General features: G+C 62.1%; 20 protein-coding genes and 1 tRNA gene. 10 read left to right on the top strand and 11 right to left on the bottom strand.

Translation table 11 applies throughout. The annotated features are described in order from the left end of the window. Positions 1 to 222: 222 nt before the first annotated feature. Together C9427_RS18665 and C9427_RS18660 are read right to left on the bottom strand one after the other, a co-directional pair. The gene (locus C9427_RS18665) at positions 223 to 459 is read right to left on the bottom strand and encodes a hypothetical protein (protein WP_107650580.1); all 237 of its coding nucleotides are present in this window, start codon (positions 457 to 459) and stop codon (positions 223 to 225) included. Positions 460 to 624: 165 nt separating this feature from the next. Then, positions 625 to 1,473, bottom strand: coding sequence for a DUF2865 domain-containing protein (locus C9427_RS18660; protein ID WP_245437101.1), 849 nt, complete (start codon positions 1,471 to 1,473; stop codon positions 625 to 627). A gap of 729 nt (positions 1,474 to 2,202) precedes the next feature. On the opposite strand from C9427_RS18660, the gene C9427_RS18655 reads away from it, so the two are divergent. Next, positions 2,203 to 2,418 carry a hypothetical protein gene (locus C9427_RS18655; RefSeq protein ID WP_107650603.1) on the top strand — a complete coding sequence of 72 codons (216 nt, stop codon included), beginning with the start codon at positions 2,203 to 2,205 and terminating at the stop codon, positions 2,416 to 2,418. 351 nt (positions 2,419 to 2,769) lie between these two features. Here the strand turns inward: C9427_RS18655 and C9427_RS18650 are convergent, their stop codons facing one another. Continuing rightward, positions 2,770 to 3,660 (bottom strand): glutathione S-transferase family protein, encoded by an 891-nt coding sequence (locus tag C9427_RS18650; protein WP_107650578.1) that lies wholly within the window; start codon positions 3,658 to 3,660, stop codon positions 2,770 to 2,772. Positions 3,661 to 3,686: 26 nt separating this feature from the next. Beyond that, complete coding sequence (locus C9427_RS18645) at positions 3,687 to 4,268, bottom strand: VOC family protein (protein WP_107650602.1); 582 nt, start codon at positions 4,266 to 4,268, stop codon at positions 3,687 to 3,689. A gap of 360 nt (positions 4,269 to 4,628) precedes the next feature. On the opposite strand from C9427_RS18645, the gene C9427_RS18640 reads away from it, so the two are divergent. Then, positions 4,629 to 5,549, top strand: a complete 921-nt coding sequence (locus tag C9427_RS18640; protein WP_146172557.1) for a hypothetical protein — start codon at positions 4,629 to 4,631, stop codon at positions 5,547 to 5,549. Between the two features lie 44 nt (positions 5,550 to 5,593). Here the strand turns inward: C9427_RS18640 and C9427_RS18635 are convergent. The 3 genes from C9427_RS18635 to C9427_RS18625 form a co-directional block, all read right to left on the bottom strand. After that, positions 5,594 to 5,668: transfer RNA gene (locus tag C9427_RS18635), tRNA-Glu, on the bottom strand. 91 nt (positions 5,669 to 5,759) lie between these two features. Further along, positions 5,760 to 6,167 carry a VOC family protein gene (locus C9427_RS18630; protein ID WP_107650576.1) on the bottom strand — a complete coding sequence of 136 codons (408 nt, stop codon included), beginning with the start codon at positions 6,165 to 6,167 and terminating at the stop codon, positions 5,760 to 5,762. 30 nt (positions 6,168 to 6,197) lie between these two features. After that, entirely contained in the window at positions 6,198 to 6,581 is a 384-nt protein-coding gene (locus C9427_RS18625; protein WP_107650575.1) for a fimbrial protein, read from the bottom strand. A gap of 24 nt (positions 6,582 to 6,605) precedes the next feature. Here C9427_RS18625 and C9427_RS18620 point away from each other — a divergent pair, with 24 nt between their 5' ends. Further along, positions 6,606 to 7,667: an RluA family pseudouridine synthase gene (locus C9427_RS18620; protein ID WP_107650574.1), complete on the top strand. Its 1,062-nt coding sequence runs from the start codon at positions 6,606 to 6,608 to the stop codon at positions 7,665 to 7,667. Between the two features lie 205 nt (positions 7,668 to 7,872). After that, a complete protein-coding gene (gene rpoH / locus C9427_RS18615; protein ID WP_107650573.1) occupies positions 7,873 to 8,784 on the top strand; it encodes an RNA polymerase sigma factor RpoH in 912 nt (303 codons plus the stop codon). Positions 8,785 to 8,840: 56 nt separating this feature from the next. On the opposite strand, the gene C9427_RS18610 is transcribed toward rpoH, so the two are convergent. The 4 genes from C9427_RS18610 to C9427_RS18595 form a co-directional block, all read right to left on the bottom strand. Further along, positions 8,841 to 9,716 carry an MBL fold metallo-hydrolase gene (locus C9427_RS18610; RefSeq protein WP_107650572.1) on the bottom strand — a complete coding sequence of 292 codons (876 nt, stop codon included), beginning with the start codon at positions 9,714 to 9,716 and terminating at the stop codon, positions 8,841 to 8,843. A gap of 146 nt (positions 9,717 to 9,862) precedes the next feature. Next, the gene (locus C9427_RS18605; RefSeq protein ID WP_107650571.1) at positions 9,863 to 10,522 is read right to left on the bottom strand and encodes a peroxiredoxin; all 660 of its coding nucleotides are present in this window, start codon (positions 10,520 to 10,522) and stop codon (positions 9,863 to 9,865) included. A 212-nt stretch (positions 10,523 to 10,734) separates the two neighbouring features. Further along, positions 10,735 to 11,118, bottom strand: coding sequence for a cell division protein ZapA (locus C9427_RS18600; RefSeq protein ID WP_107650570.1), 384 nt, complete (start codon positions 11,116 to 11,118; stop codon positions 10,735 to 10,737). Positions 11,119 to 11,129: 11 nt separating this feature from the next. After that, positions 11,130 to 11,402, bottom strand: a complete 273-nt coding sequence (locus tag C9427_RS18595; protein WP_107650569.1) for a DUF4164 domain-containing protein — start codon at positions 11,400 to 11,402, stop codon at positions 11,130 to 11,132. A gap of 260 nt (positions 11,403 to 11,662) precedes the next feature. Here C9427_RS18595 and tkt point away from each other — a divergent pair, with 260 nt between their 5' ends. The 6 genes from tkt to C9427_RS18565 all read left to right on the top strand — a co-directional run bounded on the left by tkt (position 11,663) and on the right by C9427_RS18565 (position 20,292). Continuing rightward, positions 11,663 to 13,654 carry a transketolase gene (gene tkt, locus C9427_RS18590; protein ID WP_107650568.1) on the top strand — a complete coding sequence of 664 codons (1,992 nt, stop codon included), beginning with the start codon at positions 11,663 to 11,665 and terminating at the stop codon, positions 13,652 to 13,654. Between the two features lie 158 nt (positions 13,655 to 13,812). Further along, complete coding sequence (gene gap, locus C9427_RS18585) at positions 13,813 to 14,823, top strand: type I glyceraldehyde-3-phosphate dehydrogenase (protein ID WP_097572030.1); 1,011 nt, start codon at positions 13,813 to 13,815, stop codon at positions 14,821 to 14,823. Between the two features lie 220 nt (positions 14,824 to 15,043). Beyond that, positions 15,044 to 16,948 carry a potassium/proton antiporter gene (locus tag C9427_RS18580; RefSeq protein ID WP_107650567.1) on the top strand — a complete coding sequence of 635 codons (1,905 nt, stop codon included), beginning with the start codon at positions 15,044 to 15,046 and terminating at the stop codon, positions 16,946 to 16,948. 108 nt (positions 16,949 to 17,056) lie between these two features. Further along, complete coding sequence (locus tag C9427_RS18575) at positions 17,057 to 18,253, top strand: phosphoglycerate kinase (RefSeq protein ID WP_107650566.1); 1,197 nt, start codon at positions 17,057 to 17,059, stop codon at positions 18,251 to 18,253. A 127-nt stretch (positions 18,254 to 18,380) separates the two neighbouring features. After that, positions 18,381 to 19,406: a class I fructose-bisphosphate aldolase gene (locus C9427_RS18570; protein ID WP_107650565.1), complete on the top strand. Its 1,026-nt coding sequence runs from the start codon at positions 18,381 to 18,383 to the stop codon at positions 19,404 to 19,406. Positions 19,407 to 19,551: 145 nt separating this feature from the next. After that, complete coding sequence (locus C9427_RS18565; RefSeq protein WP_107650564.1) at positions 19,552 to 20,292, top strand: DUF899 domain-containing protein; 741 nt, start codon at positions 19,552 to 19,554, stop codon at positions 20,290 to 20,292. The last annotated feature ends 9 nt before the right edge of the window (positions 20,293 to 20,301 follow it).

The following is a 20,301-nucleotide window of genomic DNA, read 5'->3' as shown; positions in this document are numbered from 1 at the left end:
TTCCAGTGGCGCCGCAAATGCCAAGACAGTCGCTGGCCCGCCGCAGCACCCCCGCAACGCCCGCGAGGCGCGTGAGGAGAGCGCCCGGCAATCCGTCCATCCTGTCGACCGGGCCGGCAAAGCCGCTCGCCTGCAGGAATGTCAGCGAGCCGGGCAGGCGCGTCCGTATGGTCTGCGAATAACGATCTGCCGCGCGTTCAACTGCGAGGCCGGAGGGCGACGCTACAACGACGCTGCGCCCTTCCTGGGTTCCTTCGCGCCGAGCTTGTCCAGTGCAATACGGACTTGGCGCAGTTCGTCCTGCCAGCCATCGTCGTCGCCCATCGGGCTTTCCGAAGCCGCGCGCTGCAAGCCCCGCGCTTCGGATTCGATCTCTCGAAGCCTTGCGATTTTCTCTTCGGTGGTCAGGGTCTCGTCTTCGACGATCTCCTGTACCTTCATTTCCCTGAATGTGACCATGGCCACTGCTCCCCGATTTGCTTGGGAGGTAACGCGGCGACCGGCCAATGCGTTCCAGGCGGCAATCGGGTCAACGGCCGGGTGCAGCCGAAGCGGCGACCGGCTGGATGCTGGGGTTCTGCCAGTCTTGGCCGTCAATTCTAGGCCCTCAATTCAGGGAAAAAATCAATCTTCGGGAAAGAAAGCCGGCCCGACCACCCTTACCGGTCGTGTGCCGTCCACTTTTTCGATCGACTGATGCTGGGCGGCACCCTTGGCCTCCGAGACCTTGGCATCGGGGACGCTAGCTTCGGGAATCTGCGCAACGGTGCCAAGATCCGGCTTTGCCGTCGGCAGAGGAATGATGGCGTTGGCCATGTTGGCGGGGGTTACCGTCCGTGCCCTGAGTTCGGCGACCCGCTGGTTGTAGCGCTTGACGTCACACGCCTTGAAATTCGCATCGTCGCGGTATTTGAAAGCGGTCGGAAGCTCCACATACGGTTGTTTCGTTTCCAGCGCGACCATCTCTTCGGTCTCGCGGCTGACATCGCTCAGCGTGTAGAGGTCGACGCCGACATCGTCGCAAATGTAACGGCACTGATCGACTGTCTCTTTCAGATCGTCCTTTTTGGCGAATTGTGATTTTGGCGCGGGGAAGAAATATCCGTCCGAAAGGCGCACGCAAAACAGCATCGGGCTGCCGGCGTACGTGTCGGATCCGGTTTTGGGTGCTGAACGTTGCTGCGGCTGCGCTTTCTGCCGTTCCTGGGTCTTTGGTGAGGACGCGCAGCCCAAGGCAACGAACCGCGCCCTCAGGCCGGATGTATCCCTGCCCGAATTCGACGCGCTCGCGATCTGGCGCTGCACCTGCGCCTTGCTCTGGACGAGATCGGCGCAGGGATTGAAGAAGAACCCGACCATCGAGCTTTTCGCCGAGCATCGGCGTTGCTTCTCCAGCCTTTGGATTGCGACAAGCTGCCGCCGCAACTGGGCAACCTGCGGGCCCGACCCGGCGCCGCGACCGGCCGAGACCATTTGGCTCCTGAGCGCGCTGCAAGTATCCGCATATGAAGAGGAGACGCCGAGCGCAGATGTCGTTCCCAACACCAGCACCAGCGTAGCGTTAGACCAGAAGCGTGTCATTGGAGGACCCTTGCCTTGTTGCCGCCGAGAGCCCGGAATCGCATTCTTGTTGATCTCGAATAAGACTGGACTAAATAAGACTCATCTAATCTGTCTATACCAGGATTCCCAGAGATTTTAACTCTAGTCTATTAAACGCGCTCTCGTAAATTCGATATTACACTTTTGTTTCAAGATTGAGACGAAAGCAGCGGCAGCAACACCGGCACGGCCGAACCGGAATTCGCCTTGGCGTCGATCATGGCGTCAAGCGAATTACTGGACTTGCGAAAACAGCCATGGAACTCAATCAAAATTCATCGGAACATGAATCTTAAAAATGACGTATAGATCGAATATTTCTTGAAACGTCATATTATAGAAAAGTTTATCGCAAGAATTATGATTGAATTTGTCGATATTTACTTGTTAACGGGGAGATGCATGGCGCCGTATATCAATTTGCATTTCCAATTCCCGAATCCTGGCGCCAACAACGGAACCGCACGTCAATTCATGACGTCGACGCCGGCGCGGTCGTTAAACCTGGCCGGCAACTTCCCTGATCAATCCGGCGTTACTGGCAATTTCACTGAAACCTTTGCCCTGACTACGACGTTGATGCGGCAAAGGAGACGCAAGATGTCGATCCACTTCACTGTCTCGGACCTCACCAAGAATCTGTTCCACTCGCTGGGCCTGGATCATGAGCGCGCACCGCGGCCTCTCAACCCTGAGGAAGGTCTGCTGCTCGAATGCTATCTGGCCGGCCAGATTCCGGAATCGGCCTGGAGCGATTATGTCTTCGAGACGCCGGAACTGGCGCGGCATGTCGAGGCGAGGCGCAGTCACCATTGAGACGTGTTGAACGGGTTCGCGCATCTGCCCGATTGCAGGTGAAGACATTGCCGGCGATGAAATAAAGCTGAAACAAAAAGGCCGGCGCGTGGCCGACCTTTTTTCCTCCTCGACATCCGCGCCGGTACATCCGCGGTCGCGGGCATGAGGTGAACTGCTCACCAGTAGACAGCAGTATTGGTAAACGAAACCTTAACCTTTGCCGCGCACTTGCCATCAGCCAAATGAACGACGCCGATCTGCTGGCGGCGCGATGCCAGACAGAGGGCGCGACAGAGTACTCTCAACAGAAAAAGTGTCAGTGGCTCGTTAAAACCAAGCCCCTGATCTCAAGCCGTCCAGCTATGCAGCTCAGGCCGTGGCCTGCGACTTCACATAGGCGACATAGCCGCGCACGTCGCCGGCCGGTTCCGCATAGGCCTTGCCAAGCTTCTTCTCCATCGCCGCCATATACTCCTTCGCCCATTCGGGCAGCGCGTAGTCGATGACGGCCAGGAATTCGAGCGTCGCCGCGAGCCGGATGTCGGCGATCGACGGGTTCTTGCCGCCGATGAATGGCTTGCCGTTCCTGAAGAAGGAATGAAAGACCTCCAGCGGCTCGGCAATCGCGGCCGCGGCGGCTTTCTGGGCTTCCGACTTCCTGTCGGGGTGGGCGTCGCTGTGCCCGACCTCGCCGGCATATTGCGGGAAGTTCAGCGCGGGATAGGTGGCGCGCGCCACATAGGGATAGAGCGTGCCGATGAGATAGAACATGGCGCTGTCGATCATCGCCCGCTTGGCCGGCGCCTTGGGATAGAATTTCTCCAGCCCGTGCTTGTTGGCGAGATACTGCATGATGGCGCAGCTCTCCCACAGGACGCCGCGCGGCAGGCCCTTGTCCTCGATCATCGGCGTCAGATGCGCCGGGTTTCGCCCCATGAATTCGGGCGAGCGCGTAACGCCCCATACGTCGGTCTCGAAATGGTCGAGCCCGGCCGCGCGCGCGAACACCCGCACGCTCATATTGTTGACGCTCGGCTTCAGCATGCTGAGCTTCAGTCCGCTTTTTTTCGGTGATTTCGCTACGCCCTTCCGCGTGGACTTCGCGGAAACCTTGGCAGCAGGCTTAGCGGCGGCCTTCTTTGCCGGCTTGGCGGCGGCCTTCGACGCCTTGGCCGCAGGCTTTGTCGCGGCCTTGGCCGCTGGTTTCGCGGCCGCCTTGGCAGCCGGCTTCTTCGCGCTCTTCGTTGTCGTCTTTGCCATTGTGATCCTCCCTCGGTTGGTTGTCGTCAGTATGGATTTTTCGGCGCCCGGTCGTCCGACAAGGTCGCGCGCGAGCGCTCGACCAGTGCCTGGATAGCGTCGGCGAGATGCACTTCGGCGATATTGTAATCGCCGCGCGCGACACGCAGCTTGTGCGCCTCCATCAGCACGTCGGCATGAGTAAAACCCGCCGGCGGCTCGAAGCGGTAGGAGGCGAGCTCGATCAAAAGGCCGAGCGGATCCTCGAAATAGATCGAATCCATGAAGCCACGATCCTTGACGCCGCTGTGCTTGATGGCGCGCTCGTCGAGCCGGGCGACCGCCTGCAGGAAGGTGACCCGCGACACGGCAAAGGCGATGTGATGAACGCAGCCCGTGTCGGTCGGCGTGCGCCGCGCCACTGGCGCACGGCTCTCATCGGTGAAGATGGTGATCAGCCGGCCGTCGCCCGGATCGAAATAGAGATGGCTCTCGCTGGCCCTGTCGAGATTGGGCTGCTCGAAGACAAAAGGCATGCCAAGCACGCCTTCCCAGAAATCGATCGACGTCTGACGCCCGGCGCCGACCAGCGTGATGTGATGGACGCCCTGCGATTGCAGCTTCTGCATTTGGCCCTCTCCTCCGAGGATTTTCGCCTTTGTGCCGGGCGTGTCCGAATCCGCCGCGCCGATTGGCATGTTGGATATGCGCAGCCAGAGATGTTCCCCTGCGCCTCGTGTTCCGCACACCTTTCTTGGGTTGCGACCGGAGGCTTTGATCATGTGATGCTAATTCAATCCGCAGTCTTGCGCCAGAAGCGATGAAGTCGGCCGCGATCGCTTTGAGGGACGAAACCCTTTCCAGAATCGAGAAATATGGGCCGTCGCTCTCTAGCGAACACAAGAAATGTATCAGTCTATGTTGCCGCTGGTGTGACGGACTACCGCCAGTGTAACGTATAGCCTTCAATTGTTGTTTGGGAGGTGGGCATGGCAAACTCAGCATCGAAGTCACGATCGAAATCTCAAACGAAGCCTGCAAGTACCGCAAATAGACAGACAGGTTCCCTCTTTCCAAAACCCAATGCGGCTGTCGCGCTGGTCTACGATGTTTATGATAGTCGGGGGCGCCTCGTTACGCGACCAAAAGTCTATCGCACTCCTCTGGAGAGGCGGCGGCGCGCGGCTCCCGACAAGTTGGCAAAGGCAGGTGAAATCAGAGTCACTTCCGACGGCGATTCGTGGGTTAACATCTTGTGGCCGTTGTCGGCTGTTGCCGGTTACAGCCAGACATTTTTCGATATTATCGAAGCTGATCCCCGCTACTACGCAACCGGTACAGCCTATCCCGGTGATACGTTCCAACAGATTCGCGTCGAGAAAGACTACCGGCAGAATGTAGCTTCGGAGTCGTTCGATTATTTCATAATGTCGGCAGGCGGAAACGATTTTCTTGGGGGCGGGGCGCTGCGGAACCTGCTCCGGTGGCGCGAGGAAGGAGACGGAATCGATCCGACAAGCCATCTCAACATGCCATGGCTGCAAATGAGCCTCGAAACGTTGCGCTCCGGGTATCAAGAAATCGCCGATGACGTCCGTTCTATCTCTGGCGCAAAACGGACCAAGATGCTCGTCAACACATACGATTACCCCACACCTCGCCCGGACGGCATCTGGCTTGGGAAACCGTTGATTCAAAAGGGTTACAATCTCAGGACCGACAAGATTCTGATCGACAAGATCATGAAACACCTGGTCGATGCGTTCTGTCTCACGCTACGGCGAGTGAAGCACATAACTGTGGTTGATGTCCGCGATACGGTAAAAGGGCGCTGGACGGACGAACTCCACCCCAAGAAAGCAGGGTCAATTGACGTTGCCAAGAAATTCAAGGCCGTCATGGAGGCCTAGCATTGCTTGGCGGCGGAGAAACAACCCTGCATGTGTTGAGTTCCTGGTACGCCCAAGGGGAATCGAACCCCTGTTCCCGCCGTGAGAGGGCGGTGTCCTGACCGCTAGACGATGGGCGCGTTCAAGAACCGGCGATATAGGCTGACCGCCGGGAAAAAGCAACTGGGCTTGCGACACTCCCGCCGCGGCCGCAATCCGTCGCCGGCGAGCCTATCGTTTCGGCTGGATCAGGTCCCAGAGATTGCCATGGAGATCGGCGAAAACCGCCACCGTGCCGTAGGGCTCATGGCGCGGCGCCTCGCGGAATTCGACGCCCTTTTCCAGCATCGTCGCGTGATCGCGAGCAAAATCGTCGGTCTCGAGGAACAGGAAGACACGGCCGCCGGTCTGGTTGCCGATGCGGCTTGCCTGCGCCTCGTCCGCCGCCTCGGCCAACAGCAGCCGCGCGCCCTGGCCGTTCGCCGGCGCGACCGTGACCCAACGCTTGCCGCCACCGAGATCGACGTCCTCGGTAAGAACAAAGCCTAGCCTGCCGACGTACCAGGAAATCGCCTCGTCATAATTCCTGACCACGAGCGCCACCGTCGCGACGCGGCGGCCTTCGGCAAAGCCTGTCATTGTTTCGGGCCTAACTTCATTGCGGCGAAGTCATCTGTTGCGGATTGCGAAGCGGCCGATGATACGGCGCTCGGCAATGTCATAGACAAAGATCGCGCGGCTGCCATCGGCAAGCTCGGCATCGATGGAGACGCGGTTGCCGGAGAGCGACTGGCTGACGATCTTGGCGCCGACCGGCAGCACGATGTCGCCGGTCAGCGGCTCGCCTGCTGGCACCTGGATGTCGCCCGCCGGCAGCGGGCTGACGGGCGGTGCGTTGCGCGCTTTGTAGACAAGCGCCGCGATCACCACCATAAGGGCGAGGAAGAGCAGGCCGAGATTGATGGCCATGAAGCGCACGAGTTTCCTCCGCACGCTTTCGACTTTGGGGTCGAGCGGCTTTTCTTCTTCTTCCTCGGCAAGCGGCCTGGCCATGCAAGAATTCCGGAACAATTTTCGATGAGCGCTCATAACGAAGAGGCCCCCGAATTGATAGAGGACCAATTCATGAAGGGCGGATCGACGGTGCAGGTGGCCGGTCCCGACGCGGCTGGCCAGCGCCTCGACCAATGGCTGGCGGGCAAGCTTGGCCCGGACATGTCGCGCAGCCGCGTGCAGATGCTGATAAAGCAAGGCGCGGTCAGCATCGGCGGCAAGCCGGTCGACGAGGCCAAGCGCAAGATGGCCGCCGGCGACCGCGTCTCGGTCGACATGCCGGAGCCGGAACCGGCCGAACCGCAAGGCGAGGCGATCGCACTAGACGTCCTCTATGAGGACAGCGAACTGATCGTCATCAACAAGCCGGCGGGGCTGGTCGTGCATCCCGGCGCCGGCAACTGGACCGGCACGCTGGTCAACGCGCTGATCCACCATTGCGGCGACAGCCTTTCCGGCATCGGCGGCGTCAAGCGGCCGGGCATCGTCCATCGCCTGGACAAGGAAACCAGCGGCGTCATGGTGGTGGCCAAGACCGACCGCGCCCACAAGGCCTTGTCGGAGGCGTTTGCCGACCATGGCCTGACCGGCGATCTCAAACGCGCCTATCTGGCGCTGGTCTGGGGCATACCGCCAAGGCCGACCGGAACGGTCGACGCGCCACTTGGCCGGGCCGCCGACCGCGTGCGCCGCGCCGTGGTGCCGCAAGGCCGTGACGACGCCCGCCACGCGGTCACCCATTTCACGGTGGTCGAGCGCTTTGGCGAACAGCAGCGGGAGTTTGCCACGGCCAGCCTGGTCGAATGCCGGCTGGAGACCGGCCGCACCCATCAGATCCGCGTCCACATGGCCCATATCGGCCATCCCGTCGTCGGCGATCCCGATTACGGCCAGGCCTTCCGCACCAAGGCCAACCGGCTGCCCGAGCCGCTCAAGACACTGGTGAAGGCATTTTCACGCCAGGCATTGCATGCCCGCCTTCTTGAATTCCGGCACCCGACCACCCATTTAACGATGAGGTTCGAGGCGCCGATGCCAAGGGACATGGAGGAACTTGTCGGCGGCTTCCGCAAGCTTAGAACCTGAGATCAACAAGCCTCAAGCTAGCCATCAAGAAACCTGACTGGTCTTGTTCACTTCAGCGTGACACACTGTTTCGTGTTGAACAAATGCCTGTCTTTTCTGGTTTTGTTCCTATATATTCCGGTTGTCGCGAGCGAGCCTTTTGGTGCTCGCGTCACATGCCCGCCGCGTTTCGGGGGCATCACTCCAATAGAGAGGGGGCGCTATCATGGCCCAGTCACTACCCAGTATCGTTTCCGGCGAAGGCGGCCTCAGCCGCTACCTGGAAGAAATCCGTCGCTTTCCGATGCTTCAGCCGCAGGAAGAGTACATGCTCGCCAAGCGCTACGCCGAGCATGAGGACACCACGGCTGCGCACAAGCTCGTCACCAGCCACCTTCGGCTCGTCGCCAAGATCGCCATGGGCTATCGCGGCTACGGCCTGCCGATCGGCGAGGTGATCTCGGAAGGCAATGTCGGCCTGATGCAGGCCGTTAAGAAATTCGAACCGGAGCGTGGCTTCCGGCTCGCCACCTACGCCATGTGGTGGATCAAGGCCTCGATCCAGGAGTACATCCTGCGCTCGTGGAGCCTGGTCAAGATGGGCACCACCGCCAACCAGAAGCGTCTGTTCTTCAACCTGCGCAAGGTGAAGGGCAAGATCCAGGCGCTCGACGACGGCGATTTGAAGCCCGACCAGATCACCGAGATCGCCACAAGGCTGAACGTCTCTGAAGCCGAAGTCGTGTCGATGAACCGCCGCCTGTCCGGCGACGCCTCGCTCAACGCCCCGATCCGGGCGAGCGAAGGTGAATCTGGCGAATGGCAGGACTGGCTGGTCGACGACCACGAAAGCCAGGAAGAGATGCTGATCGAGCAGGACGAGCTGGAAAACCGGCGCGGCATGCTGTCCGGCGCTCTTGCGGTGCTCAACGATCGTGAGCGGCGCATCTTCGAGGCGCGTCGCCTCGCCGAGGAGCCGCTGACGCTGGAGGAACTGTCGGCCGAGTTCGACATCAGCCGCGAGCGCGTGCGCCAGATCGAGGTGCGCGCCTTCGAGAAGGTGCAGGACGCGGTCAAGGCCGCGGCCAAGCGCCAGACGCAGGCCCTGCGCACCATCGAGGCGCAACCGGCGGCTTAAGCCGGCATCGGCAATGAAACACAAAGCGGCGTCAGGAAACTGGCGCCGCTTTTTTGTTATCTCAGCCCATCCAGCGGAAACTTCAGATACCGCCGGCCATTGGCTTCCGGTTCCGGCAGGCGGCCGCCGTTCATGTTGACCTGCAGCGCGTGCAGGATCAGCCGGGGCATCGGCAGTGTCTTGTCGCGCGCCTCACGCAAGCCGACGAAATCGGCTTCGGTGTGCGCGGCAACCAGGTGGATATTCCCCGCCTTCTGCTCCGCGACCGTGCTTTCCCATCGCGCCTCGCGCCCGCCGGCCTGGTAGTCATGGCCGACAAACAGGCGCGTCTCGTCCGGCAGTGCCAGAATGTCCTGGATCGAGCGCCACAGCCGCGCGGCGCTGCCGCCGGGAAAGTCGGCTCGCGCCGAGCCGCTGTCCGGCATGAACAGCGTGTCGTGGATGAAGGCGGTATCGCCGATCACATAGGTGATCGAGGCCAGCGTGTGGCCTGGCGAGAACAGCACCCTGACGGGAAGGGTTCCGATCCGGAAGGTTTCACCATCGGCGAACAGCCTGTCCCATTGCGAACCGTCGGCGGGAAAATCTGGCCAGTTGTAGATCGCTTTCCACAATGCCTGGACGTCGACGATCCTGTCGCCGATCGCCGTTGGCGCTCCGGTCTTCTGTTTGAGATAGTGCGCCGCCGAGAAATGGTCGGCATGCGGATGGGTGTCGAGGACCCACTCGACGCCCAGCCCCTGCTCCCTGACGAAGTCGAGCAAGGCGTCGGCGCTCTTCGTGCCTGTTGCTCCGGACTTTTCGTCGAAATCGAGGATCGGGTCGATGATGGCGCACCGCTTCGTCGTCGGGTCGGCGACGACATATTGGATGGCTCCCGTCGGCTTGTCATAGAAGCCGCTGACCTGTGGCCTGGCCAAAGCTACGTCCAATTTCGGCTTCCTCAAACCAACGCCCGGCAGGAATGATTTTCTCTGCCGGCACCCGAGAGGAGCATGGTTCTCCACTCGGGTGGGTCAGTCAAGCACAACTTGGCTCGCAAGAGCGAGAAAGCCAAAAACTGTTCCGTAGCGCCTTGTCAGCCAGAAGGCTGCTTGGTCTTCCTGAGATAGGGCAGGATCGTCTCGTAAGCGCCGAAACGTTTGATAGCGTCCTCATTCGAAACGGCGGCGGTGATGATGACATCCTCGCCCTGCTTCCAGTTCGCCGGCGTCGCCACCTGGTGCTTGGCGGTCAACTGCATGGAATCGATGGCGCGCAATATTTCATCGAAGTTGCGGCCGGTCGTCATCGGATAGGTGAGGACCAGCTTGATCTTCTTGTCGGGACCGATGACGTAGACCGAACGCACCGTCGCGTTGTCGGCGGGCGTGCGGCCTTCCGAGGTCTCGCCGGCACCCGCCGGCAACATGTCGTATAGCTTGGCGACCTTGAGATCCTTGTCGCCGATCAGCGGATACTGCACCAAATGGCCGGTCGCCGTCTTGATGTCTTCCTGCCATTTGGCGTGGTTCGCGACCGGATCGACGGAAATGCCGATGATCTTGACGTTGCGTTTCTTGAACTCGCCTTCCAGCCCGGCCATCATGCCGAGCTCCGTGGTGCAGACCGGTGTAAAGTTCTTCGGATGGCTGAAAAGCACCGCCCAGCCCTCGCCGATCCATTCATGGAAGCTGACCGGCCCGTGCGTGGTCTCGGCGGTGAAATCCGGTGCGATGTCGTTGATACGAAGACTCATGGCGTTTCCCTACCCTAAATTGCAGCCGGCCCCGATCACGGGCGCCGCTCCACCTTTTCTACCACTCTGGCGCCATCCTTCAAACGTCAGTTGCCGCCGGCATCGCTGTCGGTGGCGAATAATTTCCGTCCGTTCTCGGCAAATGCAGAAGGAATTCCTGCCGCGAAGTTCAAAGTGCCGGGACGATGTGCCTCCGAAGGAGACAGGCCGCTCTATTGAGAATGCCCGGGCTCAGGCCTCTTCGTCGCCAGCGTCGTCGCCAGATCCTCCATGCGCTGGGCCAGCGCGCCAAGCGCGCCGGTCAGCACGCTGTCGTTCTTGTCGGCCTTGGTCAGCGCGTCGTCGCGCGTCTTGCGCAGCGTCAGCACTTCAGTCTCCATGCCCTTGACGCGCTTTTGCAGTTCGGAAAGCTCATCCATGACCATGATGCCGGCCATCACGGTCAGCCGCTGGTCGCCGATTTCGCCGAACGAATCCTTCAGATGCGAGACATAGCGGTCGAAGCGCTCGGCGAGGTCGATCAGGTGCTCTTCCTGACCCTCGTCGCAGGCCATGCGATATTGTTTGCCGTCTATGGAAACCGTGACTTGTGCCATTGGGCCAGCCCCTATCTGTCCAGCACGGCGCGGATGGTTTCCATGGCGGTCACCAGCCGGCGCGAGACTTCCTTGTTGGCATCCTCCAGCCGTTCGGCGCGCGCTTCGGAATTGTCGAGTTCCTGCGCCAGCCGCGAGCGGTCAGCGTTCATGCGCTGCACCTCGGCCTCGGCCTCCGAATAGTCCCGCTCGTTCTCGAGCTTGGCCACCACGGCGTTTTCCAGCCCCTCGATGGCTCTACCCAGCCTGGCGATAACTTCCTTAAGCGTCGTTTCCCCGGTCATGGCTTTCGTCCTGCGCCCTGCCCATCACCGAATCATTCACGTTCAGAACGCGTTATGTCGGAAACATTACCCACCGTGTGAAGGCGACGTCAATAAAGCTCTCGCGACTGTCCCCCGCTAACGCTAATGTAGCGGGGTTACGGCATCACAAGCCCGGCAAAAACGCACCGATTTGTTGACTCAAGGGCCGCGCCTGCTATGTGTCGCGCACCCTTTTCCAAGGGCTTTTCCAACGCCCGAACCCCCACCCCGGAGGAACCATGACGTCGCGTGAACAACATGACCGGATGGCCAATGCGATCCGTTTTCTCTCCATGGACGCCGTCGAGAAGGCGAACTCCGGCCACCCCGGCCTGCCCATGGGCTGCGCCGATATCGCCACGGTGCTGTTCACGCGCTTCCTGAAATATGATCCGAAGAACCCCCATTGGCCCGACCGCGACCGTTTCATCCTGTCGGCCGGACATGGTTCGATGCTGCTCTATTCGCTGCTTCATTTGACCGGCTACGAGGACATGACCCTCGACCAGATCAAGCACTTCCGCCAGTTGGGATCGAAGACCGCGGGCCATCCCGAATACGGCCATGCCACGGGCATCGAGACGACGACCGGGCCGCTCGGCCAGGGCCTTGCCAATTCGGTCGGCTTCGCGCTCGGCGAGCGCATCATGAACGCCGCCTTCGGCAACGACCTTGTCGACCACTACACCTATGTGCTGGCGGGTGACGGCTGCCTGATGGAAGGCGTCAGTCAGGAGGCCATCGCGCTTGCCGGGCACCTCAAGCTCAACAAGCTGATCGTCTTCTGGGACAACAACAACATCTCGATCGACGGTCCGGTGTCGCTCGCCGACAACACCGACCAGGTCGCCCGCTTCCAGGCTTCGGGCTGGAACGCCAGCCACATTGACGGCCAGGACCCCGAAGCGATCGCCTATGCCATCGAGGCTGCCCGCCACTCCGACAAGCCGACGATGATCGCCTGCAAGACGACCATCGGCTTCGGCGCGCCGACCAAGGCCGGCACCAACAAGGCGCATGGCTCGCCGCTCGGCGCCGAGGAAATTGCCGGCGCGCGGAAGTTCTTCGGCTGGGACTATCCTCCCTTCGAGATTCCGGCCGACATCCTCGATGCCTGGCGCACCGCCGGCAAGGCTGGCGCCAAGCCCCGCACCGACTGGGAAGCCCGCCTCGCCAAGGCCGAGCCCAAGCTGAAGGCTGAGTTCGAGCGCCGCATCGCTGGCAAGCTGCCGGCCAATTTCGATGCCGTTATCGCCGACTACAAGAAGAAGCTCTCGGCTGACAAGCCGAAGGTCGCCACCCGCAAATCGTCGGAGATGGCGCTGGAAGTCATCAACGGCGCGGTGCCTGAAACCATCGGCGGCTCGGCCGACCTGACCGGTTCCAACAACACCAAGACCAGCCAGACCAAGAACATCACTCCGGATGATTACGGCCAGCGCTACGTCCATTATGGCATCCGCGAGCATGGCATGGCCGCCGCGATCAACGGCTTGACGCTGCATGGCGGCCTCATCGCCTATGGCGGCACTTTCATGTGCTTCTCCGACTATGCCCGCCCGTCGATGCGCCTTGCCTGCCTGATGGGCATCCGCTCGATCTTCGTCATGACCCATGATTCCATCGGTCTCGGCGAAGACGGCCCGACCCACCAGCCGGTCGAGCATCTGGCAGCACTGCGCGCCATTCCGAACCACAACGTCTTCCGCCCGGCCGACGCGGTCGAGACCGCCGAGTGCTGGCAGCTGGCCCTCGAGACGGAAAAGACGCCATCGACGCTGGCGCTGACCCGCCAGAACCTGCCGACGGTGCGCACCGAATTCTCGGCCAAGAACCTCAGCAGTCAAGGAGCCTATGAACTGGCCGCTGCCAGCGGCGAGGCGGCGGTGACGATCTTCGCCACCGGTTCCGAGGTCGAGATCGCGCTTGCCGCCCGCGAATTGCTGGAAAAGCACGGCCACCCGACCCGCGTCGTCTCGGTCCCTTGCTTCGAACTGTTCGACAAGCAGAGCGACGACTACCGCAGAAAGACGATCGGCGACGCGCCGGTGAAGATGGCGATCGAAGCCGGCATCCGCCAGGGCTGGGATCATCTCATCGGCATCGACGGCATCTTCATCGGCATGACCGGCTTCGGCGCTTCGGGCTCGATCGAACAGCTCTATCCGCATTTCGGCATCACCGCCGAAGCCGCGGCCAAGGCGGCGGAAACCCGTCTGCACGGGAAGTAAGGTTGAGGAGAAGCCCACCACTCCGCGTGCAGCGGTTTGGTGGGTTGGCCCAACCTAATCGATTTAAATCCAAGCCGTGTATGGCTAGATTCTTTGCCCGTCCGCCGCTATGAAGCTGCGGACCAATCGTCTGCCTTTCAGCTCTCAGGGAGAGAAAAATGACCGTCAGAGTTGCCATCAACGGATTCGGCCGCATCGGCCGCAACATCCTGCGCGCCATCCATGAATCCGGCCGCAAGGACATCGACGTCGTCGCTGTCAACGACCTCGGCCCGGTCGAGACCAATGCGCATCTGTTGCGCTACGACAGCGTGCATGGCCGCTTCCCGCATGAAGTGACGGTCTCCGGCGACAAGATCACCGTCGGCAAGGAGACGTTCAAGGTCACCGCGATCAAGGATCCGACGCAGCTGCCGTGGAAGGAACTCGGCATCGACATCGCGCTCGAATGCACCGGCATCTTCACCGCGCGCGACAAGGCCGCCGCGCACCTGACTGCCGGCGCCAAGCGCGTCATCGTCTCGGCGCCGGCCGAAGGCGCCGACCTCACTGTCGTCTATGGCATCAACCACGACAAGCTGACCAAGGACCACATCGTCATCTCCAACGCGTCCTGCACCACCAACTGCCTGGCGCCGCTGGCAGCCGTGCTGCACGAAGCCGTCGGCATCGAAAAGGGCATGATGACGACGATCCACTCCTACACCGGCGACCAGCCGACGCTGGACACCATGCACAAGGATCTATACCGCGCCCGCGCCGCGGCCCTGTCGCAGATCCCGACCTCGACGGGTGCAGCCAAGGCGATCGGCCTCGTGCTGCCCGACCTCAAGGGCAAGCTCGACGGCATCTCGATCCGCGTGCCGACCCCCAACGTCTCGGTCGTCGACTTCAAGTTCATCGCCAAGCGTTCGACCACCGTGCAGGAAATCAACGAGGCGGTGATCGCCGCTTCCAACGGCAAGCTGAAGGGCATCCTCGGCGTCACTCACCATCCGAATGTCTCGATCGACTTCAACCACGATCCGCGCTCCTCGGTCATGGCACTCGACCAGACCAAGGTCATGGACGGAAACTTCGTTTCGGTGCTGTCCTGGTACGACAATGAATGGGGCTTCTCCAACCGCATGGGCGACACATCGGTCGCCTTCGGCAAGACCATCGCCTGATCTCTTCTCCTCGCGACCTGAAACGCCCGGCTTCGTCCGGGCGTTTTTGTTGGAGCAGGACCGCTTCGCGCTTTGGCCGGCACGATTGTACTGCGAGCATCAAAACCTGCGAAAATCAGCGGCATAGGCCAAAAAGCCGCCCTCCCGCCTTGCACTGGTCACGTCTTCGCCTCACTCTCCCGTAATTCGAGAGGGACACGAATGTGAGGGGCAAATTCGGATGGAGCATGCGATCTATCTCGTAACGCTGGTCGGCACCGCGCTCGTCGTTGCCGCCGCGTTTTCGAGCCTGATCGCCTTCCGCTTCGGCGCCCCTCTCCTGCTGCTATTTTTGTGCATCGGCCTTGCCACCGGAACCGACGGCCTTGGCATCGAGTTCGACAATGCGCGGCTGGCTTATTTTGCCGGCTCGCTGGCGCTGGCCGTCATCCTGTTCGATTCAGGCTTCGGTACGCCGCTCAACGCGCTGCGGCAGGCGGCAGCACCGGCGCTTTCGCTGGCAACCTTCGGCGTGTTGCTGACCACCGGCCTGTTCGGCGCCGCCGCCCATTATTTTATCGATCTCACCTGGCTGGAATCCTTCCTGCTCGGGGCTGCCGTCGCCTCGACCGACGCGGCGGCGGTCTTCTTCCTGTTGCGTGCCGGCGAGATCAACCTGCGCGAGCGTGTGCGCTCCACGCTCGAGGTGGAGTCCGGCACCAACGATCCGATCGCCATTTTCCTGACCATCACCCTGGTGGAGATCATCGCGGCTCACGCCAACCCTGAAGCCAAGATGCTGGTCACCGACCTTTTCCTCGGCTTTCTCATCAATATGGGACTTGGCGCCATCGTCGGCGTGCTTGGTGGCCTCGCCATCGTGCGCCTTGTCGACCGGCTCAATCTCGATCACGGCCTGCTGCCGATCTTCGTGCTGACCTTGTCGCTGATGGTGTTCGCCGCCGCCGGCGCCATTGGCGGCTCCGGCTTCCTCGCGGTCTATCTCGCCGGCCTGGTTGCCGGCAATTCAGACATCCGCGCCGTCACCATTCTCAAGCGCTTCCAGGACGGCATGTCGTGGCTGGCGCAGATCATCATGTTCCTGATCCTCGGCCTGTTCGCCACGCCCTCGCAATTTCCGGCGATCCTGGTGCCGGCGGTGCTGCTCGGCCTGTTCCTCATCTTCGTGGCGCGGCCGATCGCCGTCTGGGTCTGCCTGATCCCGTTTCGCCTGCCACGCCCCGAGATCGCCTTCATCTCCTGGGTCGGCCTGCGCGGCGCCGTGTCGATCCTGCTCGCCATCACCCCGGTGCTCGGCGGCCTGGAGAACGGCCGCTTCATCTTCAACATCGCCTTCATCGTCGTGCTGGTGTCGCTGGTCATCCAGGGATGGACCGTCGGCCCGCTGGCGCGCCGCCTCGGCCTGATCGTGCCGGCCCGCCTCGGGCCGCTGGACAAGGTCGAGCTCGAACTGCCGGGTTCCGCCCATCACGAGCTGCTCGCCTACCGCGTGGCGCCCGGCAGCCCGGTGGCCCGCGGCGAACGCATTCCACGCTGGGCGCGGCCCTCGCTGGTGCTGCGCGACGGGCGCTCGATGCGCTTCCAGGACATGGGCAGGCTGACCGCCGGCGACCACGTCTATATCTTCGTGCCGGACCGCTATCCGCGCCTGCTCGACAAGCTGTTCGCCAGCCGCGCGGTGGTCGATCCCGAGGATGCGGATTTCTTCGGCGCCTTCGCCGTCGACCCGGCGCGCTCCGCCGCGGAACTGGAAGCAGCCTATTCGACCGGCCTGACCGAGGAGGAACGCAAGCTGACCGTCGGCGCCCTGGTGACGGCGCGGCTGGGCGGCCATGCCGAATATGCCGACCGCGTGCTGCTTGGCCCGATCGAATTGATCGTCCGCGACGTCGACGACAAGGGCAGGATCACAGGCCTCGGTCTTTCCTTCGAACCGACCGCGCCGGTGGCGCGGGTGCCGGTGTTCCTCAGCGCCGGTGAGATCGGCGACCGCATCGCCGCCTTCGTCCGCAACTGGCGCAAGCCAACCGAGACGCAGATTGCCGAGACGCGGATTGCCGAGGCACAGGCGGACGCGAAGCCGACCCCGGAACCAGCGGTGGAAAAGGCCGCGACTGAGAACTGACCACTCACACAGGCATCGGGTCATATTTTCCGTCTAGGCCTGTCGCAGGTCTTGCATCGTCATTGGCGCGGGGTATGGTCCCGGCGATTTTTCGCGAAAGGGATCAGCATGGCCGGCTTCAAGACACTGGACGACATCGGCAACATCGGCGGCAAGCGCGTGCTGGTGCGCGTCGACCTCAATGTTCCCGTTGCCGACGGCAAAGTCACCGACGCCACCCGTATCGAGCGCATCGCGCCGACCATCGCCGAATTGTCCGGCAAGGGCGCCAAGGTCATCCTGCTTGCCCATTTCGGCCGCCCCAAGGAGGGCCCGACTCCTGAATTCTCGCTCGAGCCGATCGCCCGGGCGACAGCGGAGGTGCTTGGCCGCCCCGTCGGCTTTGCGTCCGACTGTATCGGCGACAAGGCTGCAAGCGCTGTCGCCGCCATGAACAAGGGCGACGTGCTGCTGCTCGAAAACACCCGTTTCTACAAGGCCGAGGAAAAGAACGACCCGGCCTTCACCGAAAAACTCGCCGCCAATGGCGACATCTTCGTCAACGACGCCTTTTCCGCCGCGCACCGCGCCCATTCGTCGACGGAAGGTCTGGCCCAGCTTCTGCCGGCCTTTGCCGGCCGCACCATGCAGGCTGAACTCGACGCGCTGGAAAAGGGCCTCGGCAATCCGGCCCGTCCCGTCGTCGCCATCGTCGGCGGCGCCAAGGTCTCGACCAAGATCGACCTCTTGATGAATCTGGTGAAGAAGGTCGACGCGCTGGTCATCGGCGGCGGCATGGCCAACACCTTCCTTGCCGCGCGCGGCACCGATGTCGGGAAATCGCTCTGCGAGCACGACCTCGCCGGCACCGCCAAGCAGATCATGATCGAGGCGGCGGAGGCCGGCTGCGCCATCGTCCTGCCGGTCGACGGCGTCGTCGCCAAGGAGTTCAAGGCGGGTGCGGCCAGCCAGACCGTCGCCATATCGGAGGTGCCGGCCGACGCGATGATCCTCGATGTCGGCGAAAAGACCGTGAAGACCATTACCGAATGGATCGACCGCGCCGCGACGCTGGTCTGGAACGGCCCGCTCGGCGCCTTCGAGATCGAGCCGTTCGACCATGCGACGGTCGCGGCAGCCAGGCACGCGGCGGCGCGCACCAAGGCCGGCAAACTGGTCTCCGTCGCCGGCGGCGGCGACACGGTGGCGGCGCTCAACCACGCCGGCGTCGCCGACGATTTCACCTACGTCTCGACCGCCGGCGGCGCCTTTCTCGAATGGATGGAAGGCAAGCCTTTGCCCGGTGTCGACGCGCTGAAACCCTGAAACGAGAGGGCTAAGAAGGGGCGTCGGCGACTTTCAATCGATTCGCGCTAGCCGCAGCTGAACGGTTAGACTTGAACCTCCCTCGCGCTGATGTTCTGCTAGGCGGACCAATTCAGGGAGAACCACAATGAGCGAACGTCTCGAGGATATCGCCGCCGCGATCGTGGCCGACGGCAAGGGTCTGCTGGCGGCCGACGAAAGTTCCGGCACCATCAAGAAGCGCTTCGACGTCATCGGTGTGGAATCCACCGCCGACAGCCGCCGCGATTATCGCGAGATGATGTTCCGCGCCAGGGAGGCGATGACCAAATACATTTCCGGCGTCATCCTCTATGATGAGACCATCCGCCAGAAGGCAGCCGATGGCACGCCGCTGGTCGACATCATCAAGGCCGCGGGCGCCATCCCCGGCATCAAGGTCGACGCCGGCGCCAAGCCTCTGGCCGGCTTCCCCGGCGACACCGTCACCGAAGGGCTCGACGGCCTGCGCGAGCGCCTCGCCGACTACTACAAGATGGGCGCCCGCTTCGCCAAATGGCGCGCCGTGATCGACATCGATGTTGCCAGGGGCGTGCCTTCCGCCACCTCGATCGGCTCCAACGCCCATGCGCTGGCCCGCTATGCGGCACTCTGCCAGGAGGCCGGCATCGTGCCGATCGTCGAGCCGGAGGTGCTGATGGACGGCGCCCACGACATCGCCACCTGCTACGAGATCTCGAAGGCCACGCTGATAAAACTCTACACCGAGCTCTATGCGGCCCGTGTCGTCCTCGAAGGCACCATCCTGAAGCCGAACATGGTGCTGGCCGGCAAGAAATCCGGCAAGGTGAGCAGCCCCGAGGAGGTCGCCGAGAAGACCATAAAACTGTTCCGCGAGACGGTGCCGGCGGCGGTGCCGGGCATCGCCTTCCTCTCCGGCGGCCAGGAGGACGAGGAAGCGACCGCCAACCTCAACGCCATCAACGCCATCGGCCCGCACCCGTGGAAGCTGACCTTCTCCTATGGCCGCGCCTTGCAGGCAGCCCCGCAGAAAGCATGGAGCGGCAAGGCGGCGAATGTCGCCGCCGGCCAGGCCGCCTTCGCCCACCGCGCCCACATGAACCATCTGGCGGCCCTCGGAAAATGGCAACCGGCGTTGGAAAAGGCCGCCTGACGAAATTTTCCTCATTTGTTGAACCCGGGCCAGCGCCCGGGTTTTGTTTGGACGAAGCCACCACAATCCTGCGTGAGAAAAAGCGTCAGCCGTGTCGGCTTGCGCCGCTGCCGAACGTCCTCTGGTGTAAAAGAGGAGCAGGCTCATGCCAAACAACAAGACCGTCTCACGCGAAGACTGGTTCCAGGCGCACAAGGCGCATCTGGCGCGCGAGAAGGAATTGACGCGGTTTCGCGATCGCATCGCTGCCGAACGCCGGCAATTGCCGTGGCTGAAGATCCGCAAGGACTATGTCTTCGAGACCGAACAGGGGCCGAAGAAACTGGCCGACCTGTTCGCCGGCAAGAGCCAGCTGATCGTCTATCACTTCATGTTCGGGCCGGGCGCCGACTACCGCTGCGAAGGCTGTTCCTTCCTCGCCGACCACATCGACGGCGCCAACCAGCACCTGAGGCATCACGACGTGTCGCTGGTCGTGGTCTCGCGCGCGCCCTTGGCCGAGTTGCTGCCTTACAAGCAGCGCATGGGCTGGAAATTCGACTGGGTGTCGTCCTATGCCTCGGATTTCAACTTCGACATGCAGGTTTCCTTCACCGACAAGCAGATCGCAGCCGGCGACACCACCTACAATTTTGACCAGCGTCCGCGAAAGTCGAAGGATCTTCCCGGCGCCAGCGTGTTCTACCGGGATGAGGCCGGCGACATCTTCTTGACCTTCATGACACGCGCCCGCGGCGGCGACCCGCTGATCGGCGCCTACCATTATCTCGACATGACGCCGAAGGGCCGCAACGAAACCGGCCACTATCACGGGCTGATGGACTGGGTGCGGCTGCATGACGAATATCAGGACAGACCGGAGACAGGGCATGAATGTTGCGATTGACCCTTCGTC

The organism is Mesorhizobium helmanticense, from assembly GCF_003034915.1.
In the GTDB taxonomy this organism is placed as follows: domain Bacteria; phylum Pseudomonadota; class Alphaproteobacteria; order Rhizobiales; family Rhizobiaceae; genus Mesorhizobium; species Mesorhizobium helmanticense.
This window is presented reverse-complemented; position numbering and strand designations above follow the sequence as displayed.

Coding starts and splice junctions, on each gene's coding strand:
- C9427_RS18595 (WP_107650569.1), bottom strand. CDS start 11,402: ATGACCGGGGAAACGACGCTTAAGGAAGTTATCGCCAGGCTGGGTAGA.
- C9427_RS18570 (WP_107650565.1), top strand. CDS start 18,381: ATGAGCGAACGTCTCGAGGATATCGCCGCCGCGATCGTGGCCGACGGC.
- C9427_RS18630 (WP_107650576.1), bottom strand. CDS start 6,167: ATGACAGGCTTTGCCGAAGGCCGCCGCGTCGCGACGGTGGCGCTCGTG.
- rpoH (WP_107650573.1), top strand. CDS start 7,873: ATGGCCCAGTCACTACCCAGTATCGTTTCCGGCGAAGGCGGCCTCAGC.
- C9427_RS18665 (WP_107650580.1), bottom strand. CDS start 459: ATGGTCACATTCAGGGAAATGAAGGTACAGGAGATCGTCGAAGACGAG.
- C9427_RS18645 (WP_107650602.1), bottom strand. CDS start 4,268: ATGCAGAAGCTGCAATCGCAGGGCGTCCATCACATCACGCTGGTCGGC.
- C9427_RS18620 (WP_107650574.1), top strand. CDS start 6,606: ATGAGCGCTCATAACGAAGAGGCCCCCGAATTGATAGAGGACCAATTC.
- C9427_RS18580 (WP_107650567.1), top strand. CDS start 15,044: ATGGAGCATGCGATCTATCTCGTAACGCTGGTCGGCACCGCGCTCGTC.
- gap (WP_097572030.1), top strand. CDS start 13,813: ATGACCGTCAGAGTTGCCATCAACGGATTCGGCCGCATCGGCCGCAAC.
- C9427_RS18625 (WP_107650575.1), bottom strand. CDS start 6,581: ATGGCCAGGCCGCTTGCCGAGGAAGAAGAAGAAAAGCCGCTCGACCCC.
- C9427_RS18660 (WP_245437101.1), bottom strand. CDS start 1,473: ATGGTCTCGGCCGGTCGCGGCGCCGGGTCGGGCCCGCAGGTTGCCCAG.
- C9427_RS18600 (WP_107650570.1), bottom strand. CDS start 11,118: ATGGCACAAGTCACGGTTTCCATAGACGGCAAACAATATCGCATGGCC.
- C9427_RS18565 (WP_107650564.1), top strand. CDS start 19,552: ATGCCAAACAACAAGACCGTCTCACGCGAAGACTGGTTCCAGGCGCAC.
- tkt (WP_107650568.1), top strand. CDS start 11,663: ATGACGTCGCGTGAACAACATGACCGGATGGCCAATGCGATCCGTTTT.
- C9427_RS18605 (WP_107650571.1), bottom strand. CDS start 10,522: ATGAGTCTTCGTATCAACGACATCGCACCGGATTTCACCGCCGAGACC.
- C9427_RS18575 (WP_107650566.1), top strand. CDS start 17,057: ATGGCCGGCTTCAAGACACTGGACGACATCGGCAACATCGGCGGCAAG.
- C9427_RS18650 (WP_107650578.1), bottom strand. CDS start 3,660: ATGGCAAAGACGACAACGAAGAGCGCGAAGAAGCCGGCTGCCAAGGCG.
- C9427_RS18640 (WP_146172557.1), top strand. CDS start 4,629: ATGGCAAACTCAGCATCGAAGTCACGATCGAAATCTCAAACGAAGCCT.
- C9427_RS18655 (WP_107650603.1), top strand. CDS start 2,203: ATGTCGATCCACTTCACTGTCTCGGACCTCACCAAGAATCTGTTCCAC.